This window comes from Streptomyces sp. NPDC049627 (assembly GCF_044465645.1).
Taxonomy (GTDB): Bacteria; Actinomycetota; Actinomycetes; order Streptomycetales; family Streptomycetaceae; genus Streptomyces.
The window spans coordinates 38,963-59,144 of the sequence record NZ_JBITLW010000011.1 but is presented as its reverse complement, the minus strand read 5'-3'; the positions used below and the strand labels follow the sequence as shown (position 1 = coordinate 59,144).

General features: G+C 72.5%; 20 protein-coding genes and 1 riboswitch. Of the genes, 17 read left to right on the top strand and 3 right to left on the bottom strand.

The genetic code is table 11. The features are described 5' to 3' along the window. The first annotated feature begins 194 nt into the window (after positions 1 to 194). The 13 genes from ACIBU0_RS28545 to ACIBU0_RS28485 all read left to right on the top strand — a co-directional run bounded on the left by ACIBU0_RS28545 (position 195) and on the right by ACIBU0_RS28485 (position 13,728). Positions 195 to 797 carry a DUF998 domain-containing protein gene (locus tag ACIBU0_RS28545; protein ID WP_398823971.1) on the top strand — a complete coding sequence of 201 codons (603 nt, stop codon included), beginning with the start codon at positions 195 to 197 and terminating at the stop codon, positions 795 to 797. Positions 798 to 898: 101 nt separating this feature from the next. Then, positions 899 to 1,120 carry a hypothetical protein gene (locus tag ACIBU0_RS28540; RefSeq protein ID WP_398823968.1) on the top strand — a complete coding sequence of 74 codons (222 nt, stop codon included), beginning with the start codon at positions 899 to 901 and terminating at the stop codon, positions 1,118 to 1,120. Further along, positions 1,120 to 3,456, top strand: a complete 2,337-nt coding sequence (locus ACIBU0_RS28535; RefSeq protein WP_398823965.1) for a heavy metal translocating P-type ATPase — start codon at positions 1,120 to 1,122, stop codon at positions 3,454 to 3,456. Before ACIBU0_RS28540 ends, ACIBU0_RS28535 begins: the two co-directional genes overlap by 1 nt. After that, a complete protein-coding gene (locus tag ACIBU0_RS28530; RefSeq protein WP_398823962.1) occupies positions 3,453 to 4,001 on the top strand; it encodes a copper chaperone PCu(A)C in 549 nt (182 codons plus the stop codon). Before ACIBU0_RS28535 ends, ACIBU0_RS28530 begins: the two co-directional genes overlap by 4 nt. A 158-nt stretch (positions 4,002 to 4,159) precedes the next feature. Beyond that, complete coding sequence (locus ACIBU0_RS28525; protein ID WP_398823959.1) at positions 4,160 to 4,816, top strand: hypothetical protein; 657 nt, start codon at positions 4,160 to 4,162, stop codon at positions 4,814 to 4,816. A 297-nt stretch (positions 4,817 to 5,113) separates the two neighbouring features. Beyond that, positions 5,114 to 5,803: a sigma-70 family RNA polymerase sigma factor gene (locus tag ACIBU0_RS28520; protein ID WP_398823956.1), complete on the top strand. Its 690-nt coding sequence runs from the start codon at positions 5,114 to 5,116 to the stop codon at positions 5,801 to 5,803. Between the two features lie 113 nt (positions 5,804 to 5,916). Then, positions 5,917 to 6,981, top strand: a complete 1,065-nt coding sequence (locus ACIBU0_RS28515; RefSeq protein ID WP_398823953.1) for an ABC transporter substrate-binding protein — start codon at positions 5,917 to 5,919, stop codon at positions 6,979 to 6,981. A 2-nt stretch (positions 6,982 to 6,983) separates the two neighbouring features. Then, positions 6,984 to 8,051 (top strand): FecCD family ABC transporter permease, encoded by a 1,068-nt coding sequence (locus ACIBU0_RS28510; RefSeq protein WP_398823950.1) that lies wholly within the window; start codon positions 6,984 to 6,986, stop codon positions 8,049 to 8,051. 19 nt (positions 8,052 to 8,070) lie between these two features. Next, positions 8,071 to 8,883: an ABC transporter ATP-binding protein gene (locus ACIBU0_RS28505; protein ID WP_398823947.1), complete on the top strand. Its 813-nt coding sequence runs from the start codon at positions 8,071 to 8,073 to the stop codon at positions 8,881 to 8,883. Between the two features lie 59 nt (positions 8,884 to 8,942). Further along, positions 8,943 to 9,167, top strand: coding sequence for a hypothetical protein (locus ACIBU0_RS28500; protein WP_398823944.1), 225 nt, complete (start codon positions 8,943 to 8,945; stop codon positions 9,165 to 9,167). Between the two features lie 25 nt (positions 9,168 to 9,192). Beyond that, the gene (asnB, locus tag ACIBU0_RS28495) at positions 9,193 to 11,019 is read left to right on the top strand and encodes an asparagine synthase (glutamine-hydrolyzing) (protein ID WP_398823941.1); all 1,827 of its coding nucleotides are present in this window, start codon (positions 9,193 to 9,195) and stop codon (positions 11,017 to 11,019) included. Between the two features lie 10 nt (positions 11,020 to 11,029). Next, on the top strand, positions 11,030 to 12,292 hold the full coding sequence (locus tag ACIBU0_RS28490; RefSeq protein WP_398823938.1) for a cytochrome P450: 1,263 nt from the start codon (positions 11,030 to 11,032) through the stop codon (positions 12,290 to 12,292). Positions 12,293 to 12,744: 452 nt separating this feature from the next. Next, positions 12,745 to 13,728 (top strand): L-tyrosine/L-tryptophan isonitrile synthase family protein, encoded by a 984-nt coding sequence (locus tag ACIBU0_RS28485; protein ID WP_398823935.1) that lies wholly within the window; start codon positions 12,745 to 12,747, stop codon positions 13,726 to 13,728. Here ACIBU0_RS28485 and ACIBU0_RS28480 read toward each other — a convergent pair. Genes ACIBU0_RS28480 through ACIBU0_RS28470 form a run of 3 tightly spaced genes read right to left on the bottom strand, consistent with a single transcriptional unit; the run spans position 13,698 to position 16,487 of the window. Beyond that, positions 13,698 to 14,696, bottom strand: coding sequence for an ABC transporter substrate-binding protein (locus ACIBU0_RS28480; RefSeq protein WP_398823932.1), 999 nt, complete (start codon positions 14,694 to 14,696; stop codon positions 13,698 to 13,700). The two genes, ACIBU0_RS28485 and ACIBU0_RS28480, sit on opposite strands and share 31 nt — an antisense overlap. Continuing rightward, positions 14,681 to 15,463: an ABC transporter ATP-binding protein gene (locus tag ACIBU0_RS28475; protein ID WP_398823929.1), complete on the bottom strand. Its 783-nt coding sequence runs from the start codon at positions 15,461 to 15,463 to the stop codon at positions 14,681 to 14,683. Before ACIBU0_RS28475 ends, ACIBU0_RS28480 begins: the two co-directional genes overlap by 16 nt. Before the next feature lies 1 nt (position 15,464). Continuing rightward, on the bottom strand, positions 15,465 to 16,487 hold the full coding sequence (locus tag ACIBU0_RS28470) for a FecCD family ABC transporter permease (RefSeq protein ID WP_398823926.1): 1,023 nt from the start codon (positions 16,485 to 16,487) through the stop codon (positions 15,465 to 15,467). A gap of 168 nt (positions 16,488 to 16,655) precedes the next feature. Continuing rightward, positions 16,656 to 16,738: riboswitch (cobalamin riboswitch) on the bottom strand. Positions 16,739 to 16,861: 123 nt separating this feature from the next. Here ACIBU0_RS28470 and ACIBU0_RS28465 point away from each other — a divergent pair. The 4 genes from ACIBU0_RS28465 (at position 16,862) to tgmA (ending at position 20,173) form a co-directional block, all read left to right on the top strand. Continuing rightward, positions 16,862 to 17,344, top strand: coding sequence for a YfbM family protein (locus tag ACIBU0_RS28465; RefSeq protein WP_398823923.1), 483 nt, complete (start codon positions 16,862 to 16,864; stop codon positions 17,342 to 17,344). A gap of 147 nt (positions 17,345 to 17,491) precedes the next feature. Next, positions 17,492 to 18,115, top strand: a complete 624-nt coding sequence (locus ACIBU0_RS28460) for a hypothetical protein (protein ID WP_398823920.1) — start codon at positions 17,492 to 17,494, stop codon at positions 18,113 to 18,115. 161 nt (positions 18,116 to 18,276) lie between these two features. Next, the gene (locus ACIBU0_RS28455; RefSeq protein WP_398824600.1) at positions 18,277 to 19,755 is read left to right on the top strand and encodes an MFS transporter; all 1,479 of its coding nucleotides are present in this window, start codon (positions 18,277 to 18,279) and stop codon (positions 19,753 to 19,755) included. Positions 19,756 to 19,981: 226 nt separating this feature from the next. Next, positions 19,982 to 20,173 (top strand): putative ATP-grasp-modified RiPP, encoded by a 192-nt coding sequence (gene tgmA / locus ACIBU0_RS28450; protein WP_398823917.1) that lies wholly within the window; start codon positions 19,982 to 19,984, stop codon positions 20,171 to 20,173. Positions 20,174 to 20,182 lie beyond the last annotated feature (9 nt).

The following is a 20,182-nucleotide window of genomic DNA, read 5'->3' as shown; positions in this document are numbered from 1 at the left end:
CGGCCGGGATGTTCGAGGGCCGCATGGCCGTTCCCCATGGCCGCGCACGGCCATCTCCTTGAAGAGGAACGGCTTTTGCGGCGCCGCGGACACTGGTGGGGCCGGTGCGGCCGGTGCGGCCGGTGCGGACACCGGTGCTGACGGTGCGGCGTGTGCGGGATGGGCGGGCTGAGGGGGCGTTTTACGGTGTTCCGATGCGATCTGTCCCAAGGTGGGCCTTGCTTTCGTCGGTTACTGCGCCTGTCGTGCTGATCGGCGGCTGGATGATCGCGGCGCTGCTCGAAGGGCCCGCCTACGACCCCGCGACGCAGACGATCAGCACGCTGGCAGCCAACGGCGCTGCGGGATCCTGGGTGATGACCGCGGCGCTGGCCGTCCTGGGCGTCTGCCACATGGTCACCGCCCTCGGGCTGCGCCCCGCCGCGCTGCCCGGGCGTGTGGCGCTGGGCGCCGGGGGAGCGGCCGCGTTCGTGGTGGCTCTGGTCCCGCCGCCGAACAGCGGAGGTTCGCTGCGCCACGGTTCGGCGGCCGCGGTCGGATTCGCCCTGCTGGCGGTGTGGCCGGTGCTGGCCGCCGATCGCCGTGGCACCGCGCCCTGGGGACTGAGGCCCGTGCCCTCCCTGACCGCGACCACTCTGATGCTCGTCAGCGCGATCTGGTTCATGATCGAACTGCGTTTCGACGGCGCCGCCGGAGCGGCCGAGCGTCTGGTGACGGCCCTTCAGTCGTTGTGGCCCTTCGCGGTCGTCGCCTCCTGCCTGCGCCACCCCGGCCGACCCGAGGGCCCCTTGCCCTGAGGTCAGGAGCCGTCGCGGTGCGGCTTCCCGAGACTGCGGCCGGGAACTCCCCGACCTGCGGGCCCGACTCCTGTAGCGGTACGTGCGTCAGGAGGCCGTCGATGAAACAACAACCCCCACTTGTGCCGCCCGCCCTCTGCGGGTTTCTGGTGCTGCTCGCCCTGATCTTCACGGTGTCGTACGCCGTCGGAGCCGCCATCGGTCCCGTCGCGCCCGGCATGCACCGCTCCGGAACGGGCGGTGACGGGGGCGGCGATGACGGAGGCGGCATGGACATGGGCGACACGGGGGACATGCCGATGCGGCACGGGAGCGGCGGCTGATGGCGACCGAACCGGCACCTGCGATGACCGTCACGGACCTGACTGTCGGTGGGATGACCTGCGCGGCTTGTGTGCGGCGCGTGGAGAAGAAGCTCGCGAAGCTGGAGGGCGTGACCGCGACGGTCAATCTGGCCACCGGGCGCGCCCGGGTGAGTCACCCGCCCGGCCTCCGTCCCGAGGAACTCGTGGCCACGGTCGAACAGGCCGGATACACCGCCGCGTTGCCCGAGCCGCCGAAGAAGCGGGAGCACCCCGACGAAGGGAAGCGCCGGGCCGAAGGGGCGTCCGAGGACGTACGGCAGGAGCGTGTCCGGCTGCCCGTCACCGCGCTGCTGGCGGGACCGGTGCTCGTGCTGTCGATGGTGCCCGCCTGGCAGTTCCGCAGCTGGCAGTGGCTGTGCTTCGTGCTGGCCGCGCCGGTCGCCGTCTGGAGTGCCTGGCCGTTCCACGTGCGCGCACTGCGCGGACTGCGCCACTCGACGGCGACCATGGACACACTGGTCTCCCTGGGCGTGCTGGCGTCCTTCTCCTGGTCGGCGTACGCCCTGTTCCTCGGCGGCGCGGGCACGCCCGGCATGCGGATGCCGTTCAGCCTGCTGACCACCGCCTCCGAGGCCTCGGCCGGAGCCGCCGGCGGATCCGGCGCGCACCTGTACCTCGAAGCGGCCGTCGGCGTCCCGCTGTTCGTGCTGGCCGGCCGCTTCCTGGAGGCACGGGCGCGCCACGGCACCGGCGCGGCGCTGCGCTCACTCGCCCGACTCGCCGCCAAGGAGGTGTCGGTACGCGAGGACGACGGGACAGAAGTCCTCGTCGGCATCGAGGAGTTGACGGCCGGACAGGTCTTCGCCGTACGGCCCGGCGAGCGCGTGGCCACCGACGGCGCGGTGGTGCAGGGCAACTCCGCGGTGGATCTGTCGCTGGTGACCGGCGAGAGCGAACCGGTCGAGGTCGGGCCCGGCTCGGCGGTCGTGGGCGGCGCCGTCAACGCGGGCGGGCTCCTGCTCGTGCGCGCCACGGCCGTGGGCGCGGACACCCAGCTCGCCCGGATCACCCGGCTGGTGACCGAGGCCCAGGCGGGCAAGGCACGGGCGCAGCGGCTGGCCGACGCCGTGGCCGGGGTGTTCGTGCCCGTGGTGCTGGCGCTGGCCGTCACCGTGCTCGGATTCTGGCTCGGGGCCGGGGCGGATCCGCAGGCGGCGATCACCGCGTGCGTGGCCGTCCTGGTCGTGGCCTGTCCCTGTGCGCTGGGCCTGGCCACCCCGACCGCGCTGATGGCCGCCACCGGACGCGGCGCCCAGCTCGGCGTGCTGGTCAGGGGCCCGCAGGCCCTGGAGGGGCTCCAGCACATCGACACCGTCGTCCTCGACAAGACCGGCACCCTCACCTCCGGACACATGAGCGTCACCCGGGTCACGGCCGTGCCCGGCGGGCTCGGCAAGGAGGCCGTGCTGCGGCTGGCCGGGGCCGTCGAGCAGGGCTCGGAACACCCGCTGGGCCGCGCGGTCGTCGCGTACGCCCGCCGCGTTCCGGCCGCGCAGGGGCCGTTGCCCGAGGTGCGTGACTTCCGCGCGGAGCCGGGCCGGGGCGTGCGCGGCAGGGTCGAGGGCCGAGTCGTGGAAGTCCTCGCGCCGGACGACGAGTTGCCCACGGCACTGGCGGACGCGCTGCCGGCGGCGGAGACGGCCGCGCACACGACGGTCCTCGTCCGCGTCGACGGCGTGCCGGAGGCGCTGATCGAAGTCGGGGACGTCGTACGCCCCGGTGCCTACCGCGCCGTGGACCGGCTGCGGCGCCTCGGTGTGCACCCCGTGCTCGCCACCGGCGACCGCGAGGCACCGGCCCGGGCGGTCGCCCGCACGCTCGGCATCGAGGAGGTGCGCTCGCGCTGCACCCCTGAGGAGAAGGCCGGCCTCGTACGGGAGTTGCGGGAGCGGGGCCGTCGGGTCGCGGTGGTCGGCGACGGCGTCAACGACGCGGCGGCGCTGGCCGGCGCCGACCTCGGCATCGCCATGGGCACGGGGACGGACGCCGCGATCGGGGCCGCCGATGTGACCCTGGTGCGCGGCGACATCGAGGCGCTGGGGGACGCGGTACGGCTCGCCCGCCGCACCCTGGGCACGATCCGCGCCAACCTGCTGTGGGCCTTCGGCTACAACGTGGTGACCGTGCCGCTCGCCATGGTCGGTCTGCTCAACCCGATGGTCGCCGCCGCGGCCATGTCGGTGAGCTCCCTGCTCGTGGTGGGCAACAGCCTCAGGCTGCGGGCCTGGCAGCCGGCGCCCGCGCGGAGCCGGGGGCGCGTTGCGCAACGGGGCCAGGAGGGCCGTACCCGATGACCACACCCATGCCCGAGCGGACGGCCGCCCACCCGGCCCGGCGTCCGACCCGCCGTCGGATCGCCGACGGCCTGCTCGCCGCGCTCACCCCGATCGCGGCCTGCGGCGTCGCCCTGGGCGGCCTGACCACCTGGGCGGCCTCCGGGGCGGCGGGCAGCCCGGCGCGGATCGCGGTCACCGACGGCCGGGTCTTCCTGCCGTTCGGCGACGCCCGGGACACCGCCGCGTTCTTCCGGATCACCAACACCGGGGGCGCGGACGACCGGCTGGTGAAGGTGACGTCGCCCGACGATGGCGACGGCGACGACGCGACGCTCAGCCGGCATCGGATGAGCAGTGGCCGCATGGCGTACGCACAGACGGTCGAGTCGGCCCGTGTCCCGGCCGGCGGCAGCCTTGCGATGTCCCCGTACGGCCTGGATGTGACGCTGCGGACGAGGCCGGGGTGGCGGGCGGGCGACGTCGTGCCGTTCACGCTGCACTTCGAGCACGGCGGAAGGGTCGACGTGTCGGCGGTGGTGGTCCGCCCCGGCGAGGGCGAGTGAAGGGAGCCCCCTCACCTTGACTCGTCGGCCGGAGCGCGCGTCCGGTTCCCTCGTGTCCGTGTGTCCTGTATCACTCTTCTGGGCTTGAGTGCGGGACGGGGGTGTGGTGCGTACCCACCGGTGACGAGCGGGCCCAGGATGCGAGGATGAGGGCCGTCATGACTGCTGGGTGGTGTATGCGCACGATACGGGCCGCGGTGTTCGCCGCCGTCTGTGTGCTGCTCGCCGCCCTCGGCCACGTCCTCATGTCGGGTGCGACGGTCCCGTGGTGGACGCTGGCGGCCGGTGTCGTCCTCACGGGCGGCGTGGGCTGGTGCCTGGCGGGCCGGGAGCGCGGACTGCCGTTGGTGGTGTCCGTGGTGGTCGCCGCCCAGGGCGGGCTGCACGCGGCCTTCGAGTTCGGGCAGTCCTCTGCCGGGGCCGGGCTCGACATGACGGCCATGCCCCCGCACATGGGTGCCATGGGCTCTATGGGTTCCATGGACACCATGGACATGGGGCACATGGGCATGGGCCACATGGGCGGCCACCACATGGCCGGCACGTCCTCCCTCGGTATGTTCGCCGCCCACACCCTCGCCGCCCTGCTGTGCGGCCTGTGGCTCGGCCACGGTGAGCGTGCCGCGTTCCGCATCCTGCGGGCGGTCGCCGGATGGCTGGCCGCCCCGCTGCGGCTGTCGCTCGCCCTGCCCGCACCGCCGCACCGTCCGCGTCTGCGTCCGCGGCGCGGCCGTTCCGACCGGGCGCCGCGGCTGTTGCCGCTCGTTCACACCATCACCTCTCGGGGGCCTCCTGCGGGGATCGCTGTCGTCTGAGACAGCCGGTTCCCCGAGGCGGTACGGACACGGGCGTCGAGTCGTCGACGCCGACCGCGCCTCGGGCCCCGGCCGTACCTGCCGTACGGCCGTATCCCGCATCCCCGGATCCCTCCGGTACGGCGCACCGTACGTCTCGCGTGCCCCGGGCGCCCGGCGGTGACGCCGTCGTGCCCGCAGCCGTGCCTGCTGTGCGTCTCGCGCGCCTGGCCGTGTCCCGCGCCGTGCCGGAGCCCGGACTACCCGAGAAGGACTCAGGTGATCACTCCTGCCCTGCCCTCCTCACGCCCGACAGGCGTGAGAGACACGAAGGCGGACAACACCCCTCGTACAGCCCGTACAGCCCGTACAGCCCGTACAGCCCGTGCGGCCTCCTGCGACGAGGCGACGACCGCGTGGGCGCTCGCCGCCCGCGGCGGTGACCCGGACGCCGCCGACCGCTTCGTGCGCTCCCTGCACCGCGACGTCGTGCGGTACGTGGCGCACCTCTCCGCCGATCCGCAGGCCGCCGACGACCTGGCGCAGGACACGTTCCTGCGGGCGCTCGGCAGCCTGCACCGGTTCGAGGGCCGCTCCTCGGCGCGCGCCTGGCTGCTGTCCATCGCGCGCCGCGCGGTGATCGACAGCCACCGGTACGCCGCCGCCCGGCCACGGCTGTGCGACGCGGACGACTGGACGCTGCTGGCGGAGCGCGCCCAGCCGACGGGGCTGCCCGGCTTCGACGACGGCATCGCCCTGCTCGATCTGCTGGACGCGCTGCCCGACGAGCGCCGCGAGGCGTTCGTCCTGACCCAGCTCCTGGGCCTGCCCTACGCGGAGGCGGCCGAAAGGAGCGACTGCCCCGTCGGAACGGTCCGCTCGCGCGTCGCCCGCGCCCGGGCGACCCTCGTCGAGTTGCTGACCGAGGCCGAAGCCGACGCCGAGGCCGCTGCCGGTGGCGTGGTCGAAGCCACGACCGTCGCGGAACCGGTCGCTGTGGCGGCCTGACCGGGCACCCGGTGTCGGTTCACCCTGCGGGGAACTGACACCGGGTCCGCCCCGACTACTGGATCGGGCGGCGGCGATACGGCCGTCCATCCAGTGGATCCAGGGGAGTTCTGATGCGTTCTCGTATGGGGCGGGCCACGACGGCCGTGGCGCTCGGCGGCCTGTTCGCGGCGGGCTGCGGCAGCGGGAACGGCGACCCGGCGAGCCCCGCCGCCGGCAAGGGCGCCACCGCGGGCCACCCCGTCACCGTCACCGACTGCACGGGCGCGAAGACCACCTTCACCTCAGCCCCGAAACGCATCGTCACCAGCAACGCCTCCAGCCTGGAACTGCTGCTGCGGCTGGGCGCCGGGGGCAAGGTGATCGGCACCGGTTTCCCGCCCGGCAAGGGCACCCTGCCGGGCGAACTCGACGCGCGGGCCCAGCGGGTGAAGGTGCTCAGCGACACCGTCATCCCCAAGGAGAAGCTCCTCGGCTCCGGCGCCGACCTCTACATCGACACCTTCGCCGCGATGAACATGGGCGGCGGCATGGGCGACTCCCCGACCCAGGAGGAGTTCGAGGCCGCCGGCATCAAGCACACCTACCTGAAGTCGACGGCCTGCGCCGCCGGGGCCAAAAGCCCGGTCACCGACCTGTCCGCCGTCGAGGACGACATCCTCTCGCTCGGCGCCGTCACGGGCACGCGCGCCAAGGCGAAGGAACTCGTCGACGGGATGAAGGAGAAGGTCGACGCCGTCCAGCGGGCGGTGGGCGGCGTGCCGGAGGACGAGCGGCCCTCCTACTTCTTCTTCGACTACGACGCCGGCACCAAACAGCCCACAGCAGTCTGCAACCGGCAGATCGCCCACGCGGTCATCACCCTCGCCGGGGCCCGCAACGTCTTCGCCGACTGCGACGGCGACTTCAAGCAGGTCGGCTGGGAGGACGTGATCGCCGAGAACCCGGACTGGATCCAGCTCGGCGTGCGCGACCGGGGCAGCGAGGCCGCGAACCGGAAGGCGTTCGACGAGGCGGAGAAGTGGCTGAGGTCCAACTCGGCGACCAAGGGCCTGAAGGCGGTCCAGGAGGGACACTTCCTGCGCATCGGCTCCGAGCGGACGACCATCGCCGGGGTCGAGAACGCCGACACGGTCGAGCGGATCGCCAAGGCCCTCCACCCCGGCAAGGTCCGCTGACCGTGGCCTCCTTGCTGCCGCGGCGCGAGGCGGCCACCCAGGCTCGCGCGCTGCCCGCCGGACCGCTCGTGTCGGTCCTGGCCGTCGCTCTCCTCGCCGCGCTGACGGCCGCCGTGGCCCGGGGCTCGACGTCCGTGCCGCCGGGCGAGGTGTGGAGCGTGGTGGGGCGGCGGCTGTCCGGCGAGGCACCGCGTCCCGGCACGAACGACCTGATCGTGTGGCAACTGCGCGTGCCGCGTGCCCTGTTGGCCGCGCTCGTGGGTGCCGGGCTCGGCGTCGTCGGTACGGCGGTGCAGGCACTGGTGCGCAACCCGCTGGCCGACCCGTACCTGCTGGGCATCTCCAACGGCGCCTCCCTGGGCGCGGTCGCCGCGATCGTGCTCGGCCTCGGGGCCGGCGGGACGCTGGGACTGGGGCTGTCCGGAGCGGCCTTCGCCGGGGCCCTGGCCACCTTCGCGCTCGTGTGGGCCGTGGCCCGGCGGGGCGGCGGATTCGCGCCGCTGCGGCTGGTGCTGGCCGGGGTGGCGATCGGGCAGTTCCTGTCCGGGTTCACCAGCTACCTCGTCCTCCAGGCCGGGGACGAACAGCAGACCCGCAGCGTGCTGTTCTGGCTCATGGGCAGCCTCAGCGGCGCGAACTGGGACCTGTTGGCCGTACCGGCGGTCGCGGTACCGGCCGGATGGCTGTGCCTCCAGGCGCGCGCCCGGGGCCTGAACGCCCTGCTGATGGGCGACGAGTCCGCGGCCGGGCTCGGCATCGACGTCACCCGGCTGCGGCGCGAACTGTTCACGGTCACCAGCGTGCTCACCGGCGTGCTGGTGGCCGTCTCGGGCGCGATCGCGTTCGTCGCGCTGATGGTGCCGCACGTCTGCCGACTGGTCGTCGGCGGCGACCACCGTCGTCTGCTGCCGGTCTCCGCGCTGTTCGGGGCGCTGCTGCTGGTGGTCGTCGACATCGTCTGCCGTACCGCGATGGACACCCGGGAACTCCCGGTCGGCGTCGTCACCGCGCTCATCGGGGCACCGGCCCTGCTGTATCTGCTGGACCGGCGGTTGGGGAGCGGCAGTTGAGTACTCGGAGGAGTGGCCGGTGAGAATCGACATCGAGGACCTGCACGTCGCCTACGCCGGCCGTACGGTCGTCGCCGGCGCCCGGCTGATCGCGGCCGAGGGCGAGATCACCGGCCTCGTCGGCCCGAACGGCAGCGGCAAGTCCACGCTCCTGCGCACCGTCTACCGGCACCTGAAGCCGACCGCCGGCCGCGTCCTGCTGTCCGGCGCCGATCTGCGCCGGCTGAGCCCCGCCGAGGCGGCCCGCCATGTCGCGGCGCTCCCGCAGGAGCGGGGCGGCGACTTCGAACTGACCGTCCGCGAGGTCGTCGCCATGGGCCGTACGCCCTACAAGCGGGCCTTCGCCGGTGAGGACGCCGCCGACCGTGAGGTCGTCGCCCGCGCTCTCGCCGACGTCGGCATGGAGCAGCACGCCGGGCGCCGCTTCACCGCGCTGTCCGGCGGCGAGCGCCAACGCGTACTGCTGGCCCGGGCCTTCGCCCAGCAGCCGGACGTCCTGGTGCTGGACGAGCCCACCAACCACCTCGACATCCGGCACCAGGTCGAACTGCTCGCCCTGCTCCGGACCCGGCGCCGCACCACCCTGGTGTCGCTGCACGACCTCAACGCCGCCGCCTCCGTCTGCGACCGCCTGCACGTCCTGCACGACGGCCACGTGGTCGCCTCCGGCCCCCCTCGTGAGGTGCTGCGACCGGCTCTGCTGGCCGAGGTGTTCGGCGTGCGGGCGACGGTGGTGGACCATCCGCTGACCGGCGACCCGCTGATCGCCTTCGACCACCGTGCCCCCGCGGAGGGGACGGATATCCCCATGCCGGCCCCGAGCACTGCTTGAGGGCCGGGCCCGGGCGGTCACACCGGTGAGCGCCCTTGTATCGAGAAAGGTTGTGAATCATGAGCGACATCGCAGGTATGGACGGCCTGGACCCGGTGGCGACCTTCTGCGGCAACTGCGACTGCGGCTGTCCGCAACTGTTCGTCGACCCCGCCGCCCCGGCCGAGCGCCGGGTGATCCTCACCGACGACTTCGGGCAGCGGGTGCAGATGAGCGCCGACCAGTTCTCGTCGCTGGTCGCGGACGCCAAGTCCGGCAGGTTCGACGGCATCGGCACGGCCTGACCACCGACCGAGGAGTCGTACCCCCATGTGCGGAATCACCGGTTGGGCGTCCTTCCACCACGACGCCCGCACCCGGGCCCCGGTCATCGAGGCCATGACCGCCACCCTCGCCCCCCGTGGCCCCGACGCGGGCGGTGTGTGGCTCGGCGAGCGCGCCGCGGTCGGCCACCGTCGGCTGGCCGTCATCGACCTCGCGGGCGGCGTCCAGCCGATGACCGACCGGCCCGAGGCGCCGACGGCGGTGCTCAGCTACAGCGGGGAGGTCTACAACCACCACGAGCTGCGTACCGAACTCCGGGGCAGGGGACACGAGTTCCGCACCCGCAGCGACACCGAGGTCGTGCTGCGCGCCTACGCCGAGTGGGGCGAGGAGATGGCCGGCCGCCTGGACGGCATGTTCGCCTTCGCCGTCTGGGACGAGCGCGCCCAGCGGCTGCTCCTCGTCCGCGACCGGCTCGGCGTCAAACCGCTGTTCTGGGCGGCCGTCGGCGGAGGCCTCGCCTTCGCCTCCGAGCCCAAGGCACTCTTCCAGCACCCGGAGATACGGCCCAGCGTCGACGCGGACGGGCTCCGGGAGGCGTACGGCCTGCTGTTCGGCACCGGGCCGACCGTGTGGTCCGGCGTACGGGAGGTCGAGCCGGGCGGACTGCTCGTCCTGGACCGGGACGGCCTCCGCGAGCGCCGCTACTGGCAGCTGGAGGCCGGTGCGCACCCGGACGACCGGGACGCGACCGTGGACCGGATCCGCAGCCTGGTCGGTACGGCCGCCCGCAGCCAGTTGGAGGCCGACGTCCCGCTGTGCAGCCTGCTGTCCGGCGGCATCGACTCCACCGTCCTGACCGCCCTGCTGGCCGGCGAACTCCGGCTGCGCGAGGGCCCGGGCGCCCGCATCCGCTCGTACGCCGTCGACTACAGCGACCAGTCCGCGCAGTTCACCGGGGACGTGCTGCGCACCGGCCACGACACCCCGTACGCCACCGAGGCCGGCGCCTTCCTCGGCACCGACCACAGCACCGTCGTACTGGACCCGCGGACGCTGCTCGACCCCGAGCGCCGCAAGGCCGTCGTCGCGGCCCGGGACTCGCCGATCGGCGTCGGCGACATGGACACCTCGCTGTACCTGCTGTTCGGGGAGATACGACGACACTCCACGGTCGCCCTGTCGGGGGAGGCCGCCGACGAGGTCTTCGGCGGCTACCCCTGGTTCCACAACCCCCAGGCGCTGGCCGCCGACACCTTCCCCTGGCTGCTGGTCACCGGCGACGAGGCCGCCATGCCCCTCAACCCCGAACTCGACCTGCGCATGGGGGAGTTCCGCGCCGACACCTACCGCGGCGCCCTGGCCGCCGTACCCCACCTCGACGACGAGACCCCCACCGAACACCGGCAACGCGAGATGCAGCACCTGTCCCTGACCCGCTGGCTGCGCCAGCTCCTGCACCGCAAGGACCGGTTGAGCATGGCCCAGGGTCTGGAGGTCCGCGTCCCCTACTGCGACCACCGGCTCGTCCAGTACGCCTTCGACACGCCCTGGGCGCTGAAGAGCTTCGACGGCCGCGAGAAGAGCCTCCTGCGCGCCGCCGGAACGGGGCTGGCTCCCTCCTCGGTGCTGCACCGCCCCAAGAACCACTACCCGGCCACCCACCACCCCGACTACAACCGCGGCCTGCAGGAGCTGGCCCGTGACGCGCTGTCCGTCGAGCAGGTCCGGGCGCTCGCCGACGAGACCCGGATCAAGCCCTGCCTCGACACACCGCCCGAGCAGCTGCAGTGGGGTCACCGGCTGCGGCTCGAACGTGTCGTCGACCTCGCCCTGTGGCTGGACCACCACCGCCCCGAACTCGCCCTCTAGGAGACCCGCGATGACCCTCCAGGACCCCCTCTCGGCAGCGGACCGGGAAACGCTCCCCGACCCGGTCCCGCTGATGGGCTGCCCGTACAAGGCCGATCCGTATCCGCTGTACGGCCGGATGCGGGAGGCCGGACCGGTGCACCGTGTCCTCTTCCCCAGCGGCGTACAGGCCTGGCTCGTCACCGGCTACGAGGCCGCGCACTCCGCCCTGAACGACGACCGCCTGGGCAAGCACCACGACCGGGGCAACGACCGCTGGCGCGCCCGCGCCTCGATCATGCCCGAGCCGCAGCACTCCCAGCTCCAGGTCCATCTCCTCCACCAGGACCCGCCACGGCACACCCGGATGCGGCGCCTCGTGACGGATTCCTTCAGTCCCGGGCGAGTCGAGCAACTGCTGCCCCGATTCCAGGAGTTGGCCGACTCGCTCGTCGATGCGCTGCCGGTGAGCGGACCCGCCGACATCGTCTCCGGCTTCGCCGCTCGCTTTCCCTTCCAGGTCCTCGCCGAAGTCATCGGCCTGCCGGAGGAGTTGGCCGAGCGCTTCGACCGGGACTGGGGCAAGGTCGTCCAGCCGGTCGGGCCGACGGATCCGGGGCGGCCAATGTACGAAGCCCGGCTGCACGGGCTGCAGAGCTACATCGCCGAGGTCGTCGCCCACAAGCGGGAGCACGGGGACGACGACCTGCTCGGCCGTCTCGTCGCGGCCCGGGACCGGCACGAGCTGTCCCAGGAGGAGCTGGACTCCATGATCTTCCAGCTGCTGGTCGCGGGCCAGGAACCCGTCACCAACCAGATCACGACAGCCCTGATCGCCCTGTTCCGCCACCCCGGCCGGCTCGCCCGGCTGCGCGACGACCCCGGTCTGCTGCCCCGCGCGGTCGAGGAACTCCTGCGCTACGACAGCGCCTTCGAGCTGACCACCTGGCGCTTCTTCGCCCAGGACAGCGACCTGTACGGCACCGAGGTTCCGGCCGGCGACTCCGTGATCGTCTCGCTGTGCGCGGCCAACCGGGACCCGCGCCGCTTCCCCGACCCCGACACCCTCGACCTCGACCGCAGCCCCAACCCCCATCTCGCCTTCGGCCACGGCATCCACTTCTGCCCCGGCGCCGCCCTCGCCCGCGCCGAACTCCGGATCGCCCTCGGCACCCTGCTCACACGCCTCCCGGGCCTGCGCCTCGCCCTCAGGGACGAGGACATCGAGTGGATCCCCGCCGTCCTGGGCCGCGGCACGAACCACCTGCCCGTCGCCTACGACCGACGGCTGTGAGCAGCCCGCCCGTCGACTGTCCCGGCCTGGGCCCGTCCCGTCCCCGGCTGAGTCTTCTGTCGTCGGCTGGGCCCGGCTGGCTTCGGCTGGCCCTGGTCTGTCGTCGGCTGAGTCTGGCCTGGCTTCGGCTGGCCCCAGTCTGTCCCCGGCTGAGTCTGGTCTGTCGTCGGCTGGGCCCGGCCTGTCGTCGGCTGGCCCCGTCCCGGCGTGGGCTGACCCCGGCCTGGCTTCGGCTGGCTCCGGCCTGTCGTGGGCTGACCCCGGCCTGGCTTCGGCTGGCTCCGGCCTGGCTTCGGCTGACCCCAGCCCGTCCCCGACTGACCCTGCCCATCCCCTACCGACCGCGGCCGACCCCCACGCCACCCCCACAGCCGATTCCGCCCACCCGACCACAACACCCGGCCCGCCAAGGCGCCACGCCGCCCTGCCCGCACGCCCCCGGAGAAACCGACATGCTGCTGACCACCGCACCGGACACCCTCCCCGAGACCACCGGCGCGGAGATCCTGAATCTGCTTCTGCCGCACCACCGCACGACCGACCGGTCCGGCGCCTCGGCCGAGGCGTTCCCGCATCAGCTGCGCCGGATCGGCGACTTCGTCCGTGAGGGCGCCCCCATCGTCTTCACCCTGCCCGGCTTCCCCTGCAAGTCACCCAACCCGGCCAAGACCCTGGGCCACCTCCCCGACATGGGCGAACGACTCTCACTCACCTTCCTCGACGCCCTGTGCACGCGGATCGAGCGCATCCACCCGCCCGGCGCCCGCGTCGTCATCTGCTCCGACGGCCATGTCTTCGGTGACCTGATCCGCGTCCCCGACGAACACATCGACGCCTACGCGGACGAATTGCGCGCGCTCATAGCGGAGTCGGGCAGCGACCGGCTCTCCGTCTTCGACCTGCGTGACGTCCTCGGCGACCTTCCCCACGACACCAAACGCGCCCACGTCCACGACACCTACGCCCCCACCCTCGACGCCCTGCGTGCCGAGGTCCGCGCCGACGACCGCGCCCTCGCGCTGTACCGGGGCATCACCCGCTTCCTCGTGGAGGACACCGCCGACGTCCGCGGCACCCGCTCCGCCCTGCAACGCGAGTGCCGCAGACGGGCGTACGGCGTCATCCAGCGCAGCCGGGCCTGGGGCGCCCTGATCGCCGATCACCACCCGCGCGCCGTACGTCTGTCGATCCACCCCCAGCCGGCCGGCGCCCCCAAGTTCGGCATCCGGCTCCTCGACGCCCCGGACGTCTGGGCCACCCCCTGGCACTCCGCCGCCCTGCGCGAGCCCGACGGCACCTGGACCCTCATGCCCCGCGCCAGGGCGCAGCGGCTCGGCCGCCTGGTCCACCGCGACGGCCGACCGAGCCACTTCGAGCGCACGCCACCGGGCTCACGCGCCGACGGTCACCGCTCCTCGGCCACGGTCCGCAGATAGGCGCCGAGCCGGGCGATCGCGGACGGGTTGCGGGGGCTCTCGACCAGGTCGACGTAGTCCAGGACGAAGATCCGCTTGTGCCTGACGGCGGTGACGTGCCGCAGGGGCGCGTAGGAGAGCAGGAACTTCTTCTTCTGCTCGGCGCTCACATCGCCGTAGTCGCAGATCACGATGACGTCGGGGTCGCGCTCGACGACGCTCTCCCAGCCGACGGTGGTCCAGGAGTCCTGGACGTCGTGCATGACGTTGACACCGCCGGCCTCGCTGATGATCTGTTCCGGTGCGGCGTAACGCCCGGAGGTGAAGGGCTGGTCCTGACCGCTGTCGTAGAGGAAGACCTTCGGCCGGCTCGCGGGGGCCTTGTCACGGACGCTCGCGATCTCCTTCTTGAACTCGGCGATCAGCCTGGCCGCCCGCTGCTCGACGCCGAACAGCTTCCCGAGGTTGGTGAGGTCGGCGTACAGGGCGTCCAGGGGCGGCATGATGCCGCGTGAGGACTCGGTACGGCCGTTGCGGCAGGACTCGGTCAGGACGTACGAGGGGATGCCGAGCTTCTTCAGGGCGTCGGGGGTGAAGCCGCTGTCCTCGCGGAAGCCGTAGTTCCAGCCGGCGAAGACGAGGTCGGCGCGGGCGTCGAGGACGTTCTCCTTGGTGAGCTGGTCCTTCGACAGCCACTTCACCCTGTCGTAGCCGTCCTTCCACGGCACTCCGGTCATATCGCCCTTGTCGTCGGGCATGGCGAACCCGGCCATGCGGTCCTCCAGACCGAGGGCGAACATCAGCTCGGTGATGCCGACGTCGTTGGTGACGACGCGCTCGGGGACCTTGTCGTAGGTGACCTTGCGGCCGCAGTTCGTGAGGGTGACCGCGGTGGACTCGGCGTCCGCCGGCTTCTCCACCGTGGCTCCGCAGCCCGTCGCGGTGACGGTCGCGGCGAGGCAGAGGGCCGTGGCTATGAGCTTGCGCATATGGGTCCTTGGGGGAGGAGGTCGAACAGGAGCTGGACAGCGCCGGTCTCCGGGTGCCGTACCGGATGGGCGCGGACCCCGAACACTTCGGCGAGCAGGTCGGGTCGAAGGACCTCGTGCGGGGCGCCGGAGGCGACGATCCGGCCGCCCTCGATGACGTACAGGACGTCGCAGTGCGCGGCGGCCAGATTGAGGTCGTGCAGAGCGGCCAGCACGGTCAGGCCGCTGGAGCGCACCAGCGACAAAACGTCCAACTGGTGGGCGATGTCGAGGTGGTTGGTGGGCTCGTCCAGGACGAGGACCTTCGGCTGCTGGGCGAGCGCGCGGGCGATGAGAACCCGCTGCTTCTCGCCGCCGGACAGCGCGAGGAACCCGCGGTCGGCGAGAGGGGCCACGCCGGTGCGGTCCATGGCCGCGGCGCAGATCTCCCGGTCGGAGGCGGCCGTACGGTCGCGGTGCGGCAGCCGCCCCATGGCCACGACCTCGGCGACCGTGAAGTCGAACTCGGCCGACGACTCCTGCGGCAGCGCGGCCAGCACCCGGGCGGCGGCCCGCGGCGCCATGGCGTGCACGTCGTCCCCGTCGAGGCGCACCACGCCCGGCGACGGGCGCAGCGCCCGGTACACGCAGCGCAGCAGCGTGGACTTGCCGCTGCCGTTCGGGCCGACGAGCCCGACGAACTGTCCGCTGTCCACGGTGAGCCGGATGTCCTCGACGAGCCGTGCCCCGGCGGCCTCGACCGCGACACCCTCGATGTCGAGCCGCATGTCAGCGACCTCCGAACGCATAGCCGCCGCGCCGCATCAGCAGCAGGAACGCGGGCACCCCGACAACGGCGGTGATCACGCCCACCGGCAGTTCGGCGGGGGCGAGGAGGAGCCGGGAGAGCAGGTCCGCCCACACCAGCAGCACGGCCCCGGCGAGCGGTGCCACGGCCAACACCCTCCGGTGATCGGCACCGACGAGCATCCGTACGACATGCGGAACCATCAGCCCGACGAACCCGATGGCCCCGCTGACCGCGACCACGGTCCCGGTCACGGCGGCGGTGACGAGGAACAACTCCCGGCGCAGCCGTGCCGGTTGCACGCCGAGCGCGGCGGACGTCTCGTCCCCCATGGCGAGGGCGTTCAGTGCCTCCGCCCGCCACCGCAGCCACACCCACCCGGCCGCCACGGTCACCGCGGCGAGCGGCACCTGCGCCCACGTCGCGCCGCCCAGACTGCCCAGCAGCCACATCATCGCCGACCGGGCCGCCTCGCCCCGGGCCGCGCCGAACACCATGACGGTGGTGACCGCCTCGAAGCCGTACGCCAACGCCGTCCCGGTCAGGATCAGCCGCAGCGGGGTGAGCCCGTGCGGCGATCGCGCCACGGCGTACACCAGGGCCATGGCCGCGAGCGCCGACCCGAAGGCCGACAGCGACAGCGCCCAGACGCCCAGCCCCGCGAACGCACCCAGCAGGATCACGGCGTTGGCGCCCACCGCGGCGCCCGAGGAGATGCCCAGCACGAACGGATCGGCGAGCGCGTTGCGGACCATCGCCTGCACGGCCACCCCGACGCTCGCGAGCCCGGCCCCGGCGACCGCGCCGAGCACGACGCGCGGCAGCCGGATCTCCCAGACGATGGTGTACGCGGCGACGTCCCGCGCGTCGATGGTCCCGCCGGTCAGCCCCGCCCCGAGCAGCCGGAGGACGTCGCCCCACCCGATCCCCGCGGCTCCGAGCCCGACGCCGCACACGAGGGAGACGAGCAGGAGCAGCCCCAGCCCGAGGGCGAGCGGCGCCACGGGCGAGCCGGATCGGGGTATCCGTGTCGGACTTCGGTGCACGGGCGGCGGTCCTTCGCCTGGGGCCGCCTGTGAGCATCGAGCAGGGAGACAGCCCGTACGACCGTGCCGGCCGCGCGGTCCCCTCTCGCAGTCCACGGCGAGCAGTCAACGGGTCGCACCCACCACGGGCGATCGGGCTCGCGCGACGGACGATCACACCGCCGCGCACACCGTTGCGGGTCAGCGCCGGACTCTCACCGGACTTCCCCCGCGGGAGGCCCGGCGAGCGTAACAGAGGCGGCCGAGCCCGATTGTCAGTGCCCTGTGGAACACTCGCCGTCGTTCATCGGCCAAGAGCCGAACAAGCGTTGTGCCAAGGGGGATTGGCTGTCATGGGTGTGAGTGTGTCGTTCATCGGCGCGACGACGGAGGAACTCGACAGGGCGGAGAAGGACCCGGACTGGGCCCGGGAGTGCCTCGACGAGCTCTACGGCGACGACTTTCCCTCGCCGGACCGGCCCTTCGGCGGTCCGGACAAGGCGTTCGCCGGTCTGCAGTTCCTGATCGACGAGACCGACGTGGCACTCGAGTTCCTGATGGACGGCTTCCCGATCCTGGAGGACGGCACCCTGTTCGGGTGGACCGCGGAGCAGATCGAGAGCGTGGCACGCCAACTGCGGGCCACCCCGTGGGAGCGGTTGGCGGTCCACTACGACTGGGAGCGGATGACGAAGGAGGACGTGTACCCCAACATGTGGCGGTTCGACGCCGAGGGTGAGCTGGAGTGGCTCCAGGACGCTTACGAGGAACTGGTCGCGTTCTTCGGCGCGGCGGCCGATCGCGGCCTCGGCGCGTTCATGAACTTCAGCTTCTAGGGCGAGGGCGGGGCCTCGGTCCACCTGCACCGCACCCGTCGTCCACCTCTCAAGCACCTCCGGGGCGGGGTCGCCGGAATTGTCGGCTACTGACTGGTAGTGCACCGGTGCGGGGAGTGGCGGAGGGCGGCAGGCGAGTCCCATGGCGTGGGAGGCGGCGCTGCGCTCAAGCCGTTCCAGGCTCCCGCCCACCCCCGGGCGAAGCGGCCGAAGGCCGCCGTCACCGCCTACGCCGACGAACTGATCACCTTGGTGGGGCAGGGCGGCGGCCCGCTGCCGCTGATGGTGGCCAGTCATCTGCTGGGCTTCCCCGGCTCCCAGGGCGACGACGCCCTGATGGACATGTGGCGGGTGCTGGACGCGGGTCCGGACAGCACGATCAGTACCCGGGCGCACCTGTTCCTGGGATGCCGGCCGCCGCAGTGCCCGGCGCGGCAGCTCGCGTCCACGGTCGCGGCGGTCGGCGCGGGCCGGCTCTTGGAGCGGTTCTCCCATCCGGGCCTCGCGCTGCCGGCCGATCAACTGGCCTGGCGCTCATCCCCGTTCATGCGGGGCCTGCGGTCCCTGCCCGTACGGTACGAACTGGCCCCCGTCCCCGCAGGCGCCCAGGTCTCCGAGCGATCACCGGCACCGGGGCGGGCGTCGGCACCGCAGACGGCCCCGGACACCCGTGCTGCCGGACCAGGCCGCCCGGCAGCGCTCGGCACGGCGCTGTCTCACGGGCCTGATCCGCTCCGGCCGCTGACCGGGTGCCGCGGGACGGCTCCCTGATCGACTGGAGGGCCGTCCGGCTGCGGCGTACGGTCGAATGGTGGCGGGAACCAGCACCGACCCCCCGCCGACGGCGCGATGCCATGAGCAATCCGGAGCCGACACCCGAAGTGCGGACCACCCCGCAGGAGACGGAGCGGGGCAAGGGCCGTGGCAGCGGCATGGCGCTGCTGGTCATCGCGTCCTGTCAGCTGATGGTGGTGCTGGACATCACCATCGTGAACATCGCCCTGCCGCACATCCAGCGCGCCCTGGACTTCTCCACCACCAGCCTGTCCTGGGTCGTCAATGCCTACACGCTCACCTTCGGCGGTCTGCTGCTGCTCGGCGGCCGGACCGGCGACATCCTGGGCAGACGGCGCGTCTTCATCTTCGGGGTGCTGCTCTTCGCGCTCGCCTCGCTGCTCGGCGGATTCGCCCAGAACGAGTGGCAGCTCCTCGCCGCGCGCGCCCTGCAGGGCGTCGGCGGCGCCATCGCGTCCCCGACCGCTCTCTCCCTGGTCAGTACGACCTTCCGCGAAGGGCCCGAACGCAACCGGGCGTTCGGGGTGTTCGCCGCGGTCTCGGCGGGGGGCGGCGCGATCGGGCTGCTCGCGGGCGGGGTCATCGTCGAGTGGCTCACCTGGCGCTGGGTGCTGTTCGTCAACGTGCCCATCGGGGTGCTCATCGCGCTCGCCACGCCGCGCTGGATCCGGGAGTCCGAGCGCCATCCCGGGCACTTCGACATCGCCGGCGCGCTGACCTCGACCATCGGCATGGTGCTGCTGGTGTACGGGTTCATCCGGGCCGCGCAGGACGGCTGGCGGGACCCGCTCACGCTGGCCGCGTTCGGGGCGGCCGTCGTCGTCCTGCTGGTGTTCATCCTGATCGAGCGGCGCTCCCGGCAGCCGATCACGCCCCTGCACATGTTCGCGGACCGCAACCGGGCGGGCACCTACGGCATGATGCTCAGCCTCGCCGCCGCGATCTTCGGCATGTTCTTCTTTCTCACCCTGTTCGTCCAGAACGTGCTGGACTTCAGCCCACTGCAGGCCGGTCTGGCCTTCCTGCCGGTGAGCGCGGTCATCGCGGTGGGCGCGGGGCTCGCGTCCCAGCTCCTGCCGAAGTTCGGGCCCAAACCCTTCATGGTGACGGGCGCCATCCTGGCCGCCGGGGGCCTGTCCTGGCTGACGCTGACCGACGTCCACTCCACGTATGCGGGCAGCATCCTCGGTCCGATCCTCGTCTTCAGCCTCGGCATGGGCATGGAGTTCGTGTCCCTGACTCTGATGGCGCTGTCCAACGTCGCCACCCACGAGACGGGCGCCGCCTCCGGGCTCCTCAACGCCACCCAGCAGGTGGGCGGCTCCCTCGGACTGTCGATCCTGGTCACGATGTTCGGCACGGCCAGCAACAACGAGGCCGACCAGCAGATCCCCGCCTTCATGGCCCAGGCGACCCCGGCCGAGCGGCTGCGCTTCGAACGCACGGGACAGCTTCCGCCGCCCTACGCCGACGAGATCCTCACCGCCGGCGTCTCCGCCGCCTTCATCGTCGCCGCGATCTTCACCGCGATCGCCGCGCTGATCGCCCTCCTGGTCATCCAGGTCCGCCCCTCCGACCTGGAACGGCTTCAGGGCGGGGGGATGCCGACGCCCTGAGGTGTCCAGGGGACGCGGACGGCCGAGCGTGAGGTTGCAGTTACTTCCTGTGGCTCGTGTGACAGATGTGACGACCCATCCGATGGATGTCCCGTGGGGAAGGTGCACACGACTCGTGCAGTTGATGTGACGACCTTCACCCCGATGTGGCTGAAAGTGATGAATTCCTTACGCAAGAAGCGCGTAAGGGACGGTAATGCAGACAACGTCCGTGGAGGTTTTTCGCGTGCGACCGTTCACCTTGAACTACGCCTTTGCCCAAGGGCTTCCGAACGCGGTGACGCCGTATCACTTCGATCCGGCCCGGCAGCTGAACGTGCTGCCCGACGGCCGCCCGGCGGTCAGTGACCCGGAACTCCTGCTCGCCGCCGGAACGACGACGTCCACCGCCGGTTCCGCGACCCACTTCGACGACTGACGAACCGTG

Excerpts from the sequence above, each read along its gene's own strand:
- ACIBU0_RS28525 (WP_398823959.1), top strand. The coding sequence starts at position 4,160 with ATGACTGCTGGGTGGTGTATGCGCACGATACGGGCCGCGGTGTTCGCC.
- ACIBU0_RS28535 (WP_398823965.1), top strand. The coding sequence starts at position 1,120 with ATGGCGACCGAACCGGCACCTGCGATGACCGTCACGGACCTGACTGTC.
- ACIBU0_RS28490 (WP_398823938.1), top strand. The coding sequence starts at position 11,030 with ATGACCCTCCAGGACCCCCTCTCGGCAGCGGACCGGGAAACGCTCCCC.
- ACIBU0_RS28485 (WP_398823935.1), top strand. The coding sequence starts at position 12,745 with ATGCTGCTGACCACCGCACCGGACACCCTCCCCGAGACCACCGGCGCG.
- ACIBU0_RS28530 (WP_398823962.1), top strand. The coding sequence starts at position 3,453 with ATGACCACACCCATGCCCGAGCGGACGGCCGCCCACCCGGCCCGGCGT.
- ACIBU0_RS28465 (WP_398823923.1), top strand. The coding sequence starts at position 16,862 with ATGGGTGTGAGTGTGTCGTTCATCGGCGCGACGACGGAGGAACTCGAC.
- ACIBU0_RS28540 (WP_398823968.1), top strand. The coding sequence starts at position 899 with ATGAAACAACAACCCCCACTTGTGCCGCCCGCCCTCTGCGGGTTTCTG.
- ACIBU0_RS28455 (WP_398824600.1), top strand. The coding sequence starts at position 18,277 with ATGGCGCTGCTGGTCATCGCGTCCTGTCAGCTGATGGTGGTGCTGGAC.
- ACIBU0_RS28515 (WP_398823953.1), top strand. The coding sequence starts at position 5,917 with ATGCGTTCTCGTATGGGGCGGGCCACGACGGCCGTGGCGCTCGGCGGC.
- ACIBU0_RS28545 (WP_398823971.1), top strand. The coding sequence starts at position 195 with ATGCGATCTGTCCCAAGGTGGGCCTTGCTTTCGTCGGTTACTGCGCCT.
- asnB (WP_398823941.1), top strand. The coding sequence starts at position 9,193 with ATGTGCGGAATCACCGGTTGGGCGTCCTTCCACCACGACGCCCGCACC.
- ACIBU0_RS28500 (WP_398823944.1), top strand. The coding sequence starts at position 8,943 with ATGAGCGACATCGCAGGTATGGACGGCCTGGACCCGGTGGCGACCTTC.
- ACIBU0_RS28480 (WP_398823932.1), bottom strand. The coding sequence starts at position 14,696 with ATGCGCAAGCTCATAGCCACGGCCCTCTGCCTCGCCGCGACCGTCACC.
- ACIBU0_RS28475 (WP_398823929.1), bottom strand. The coding sequence starts at position 15,463 with ATGCGGCTCGACATCGAGGGTGTCGCGGTCGAGGCCGCCGGGGCACGG.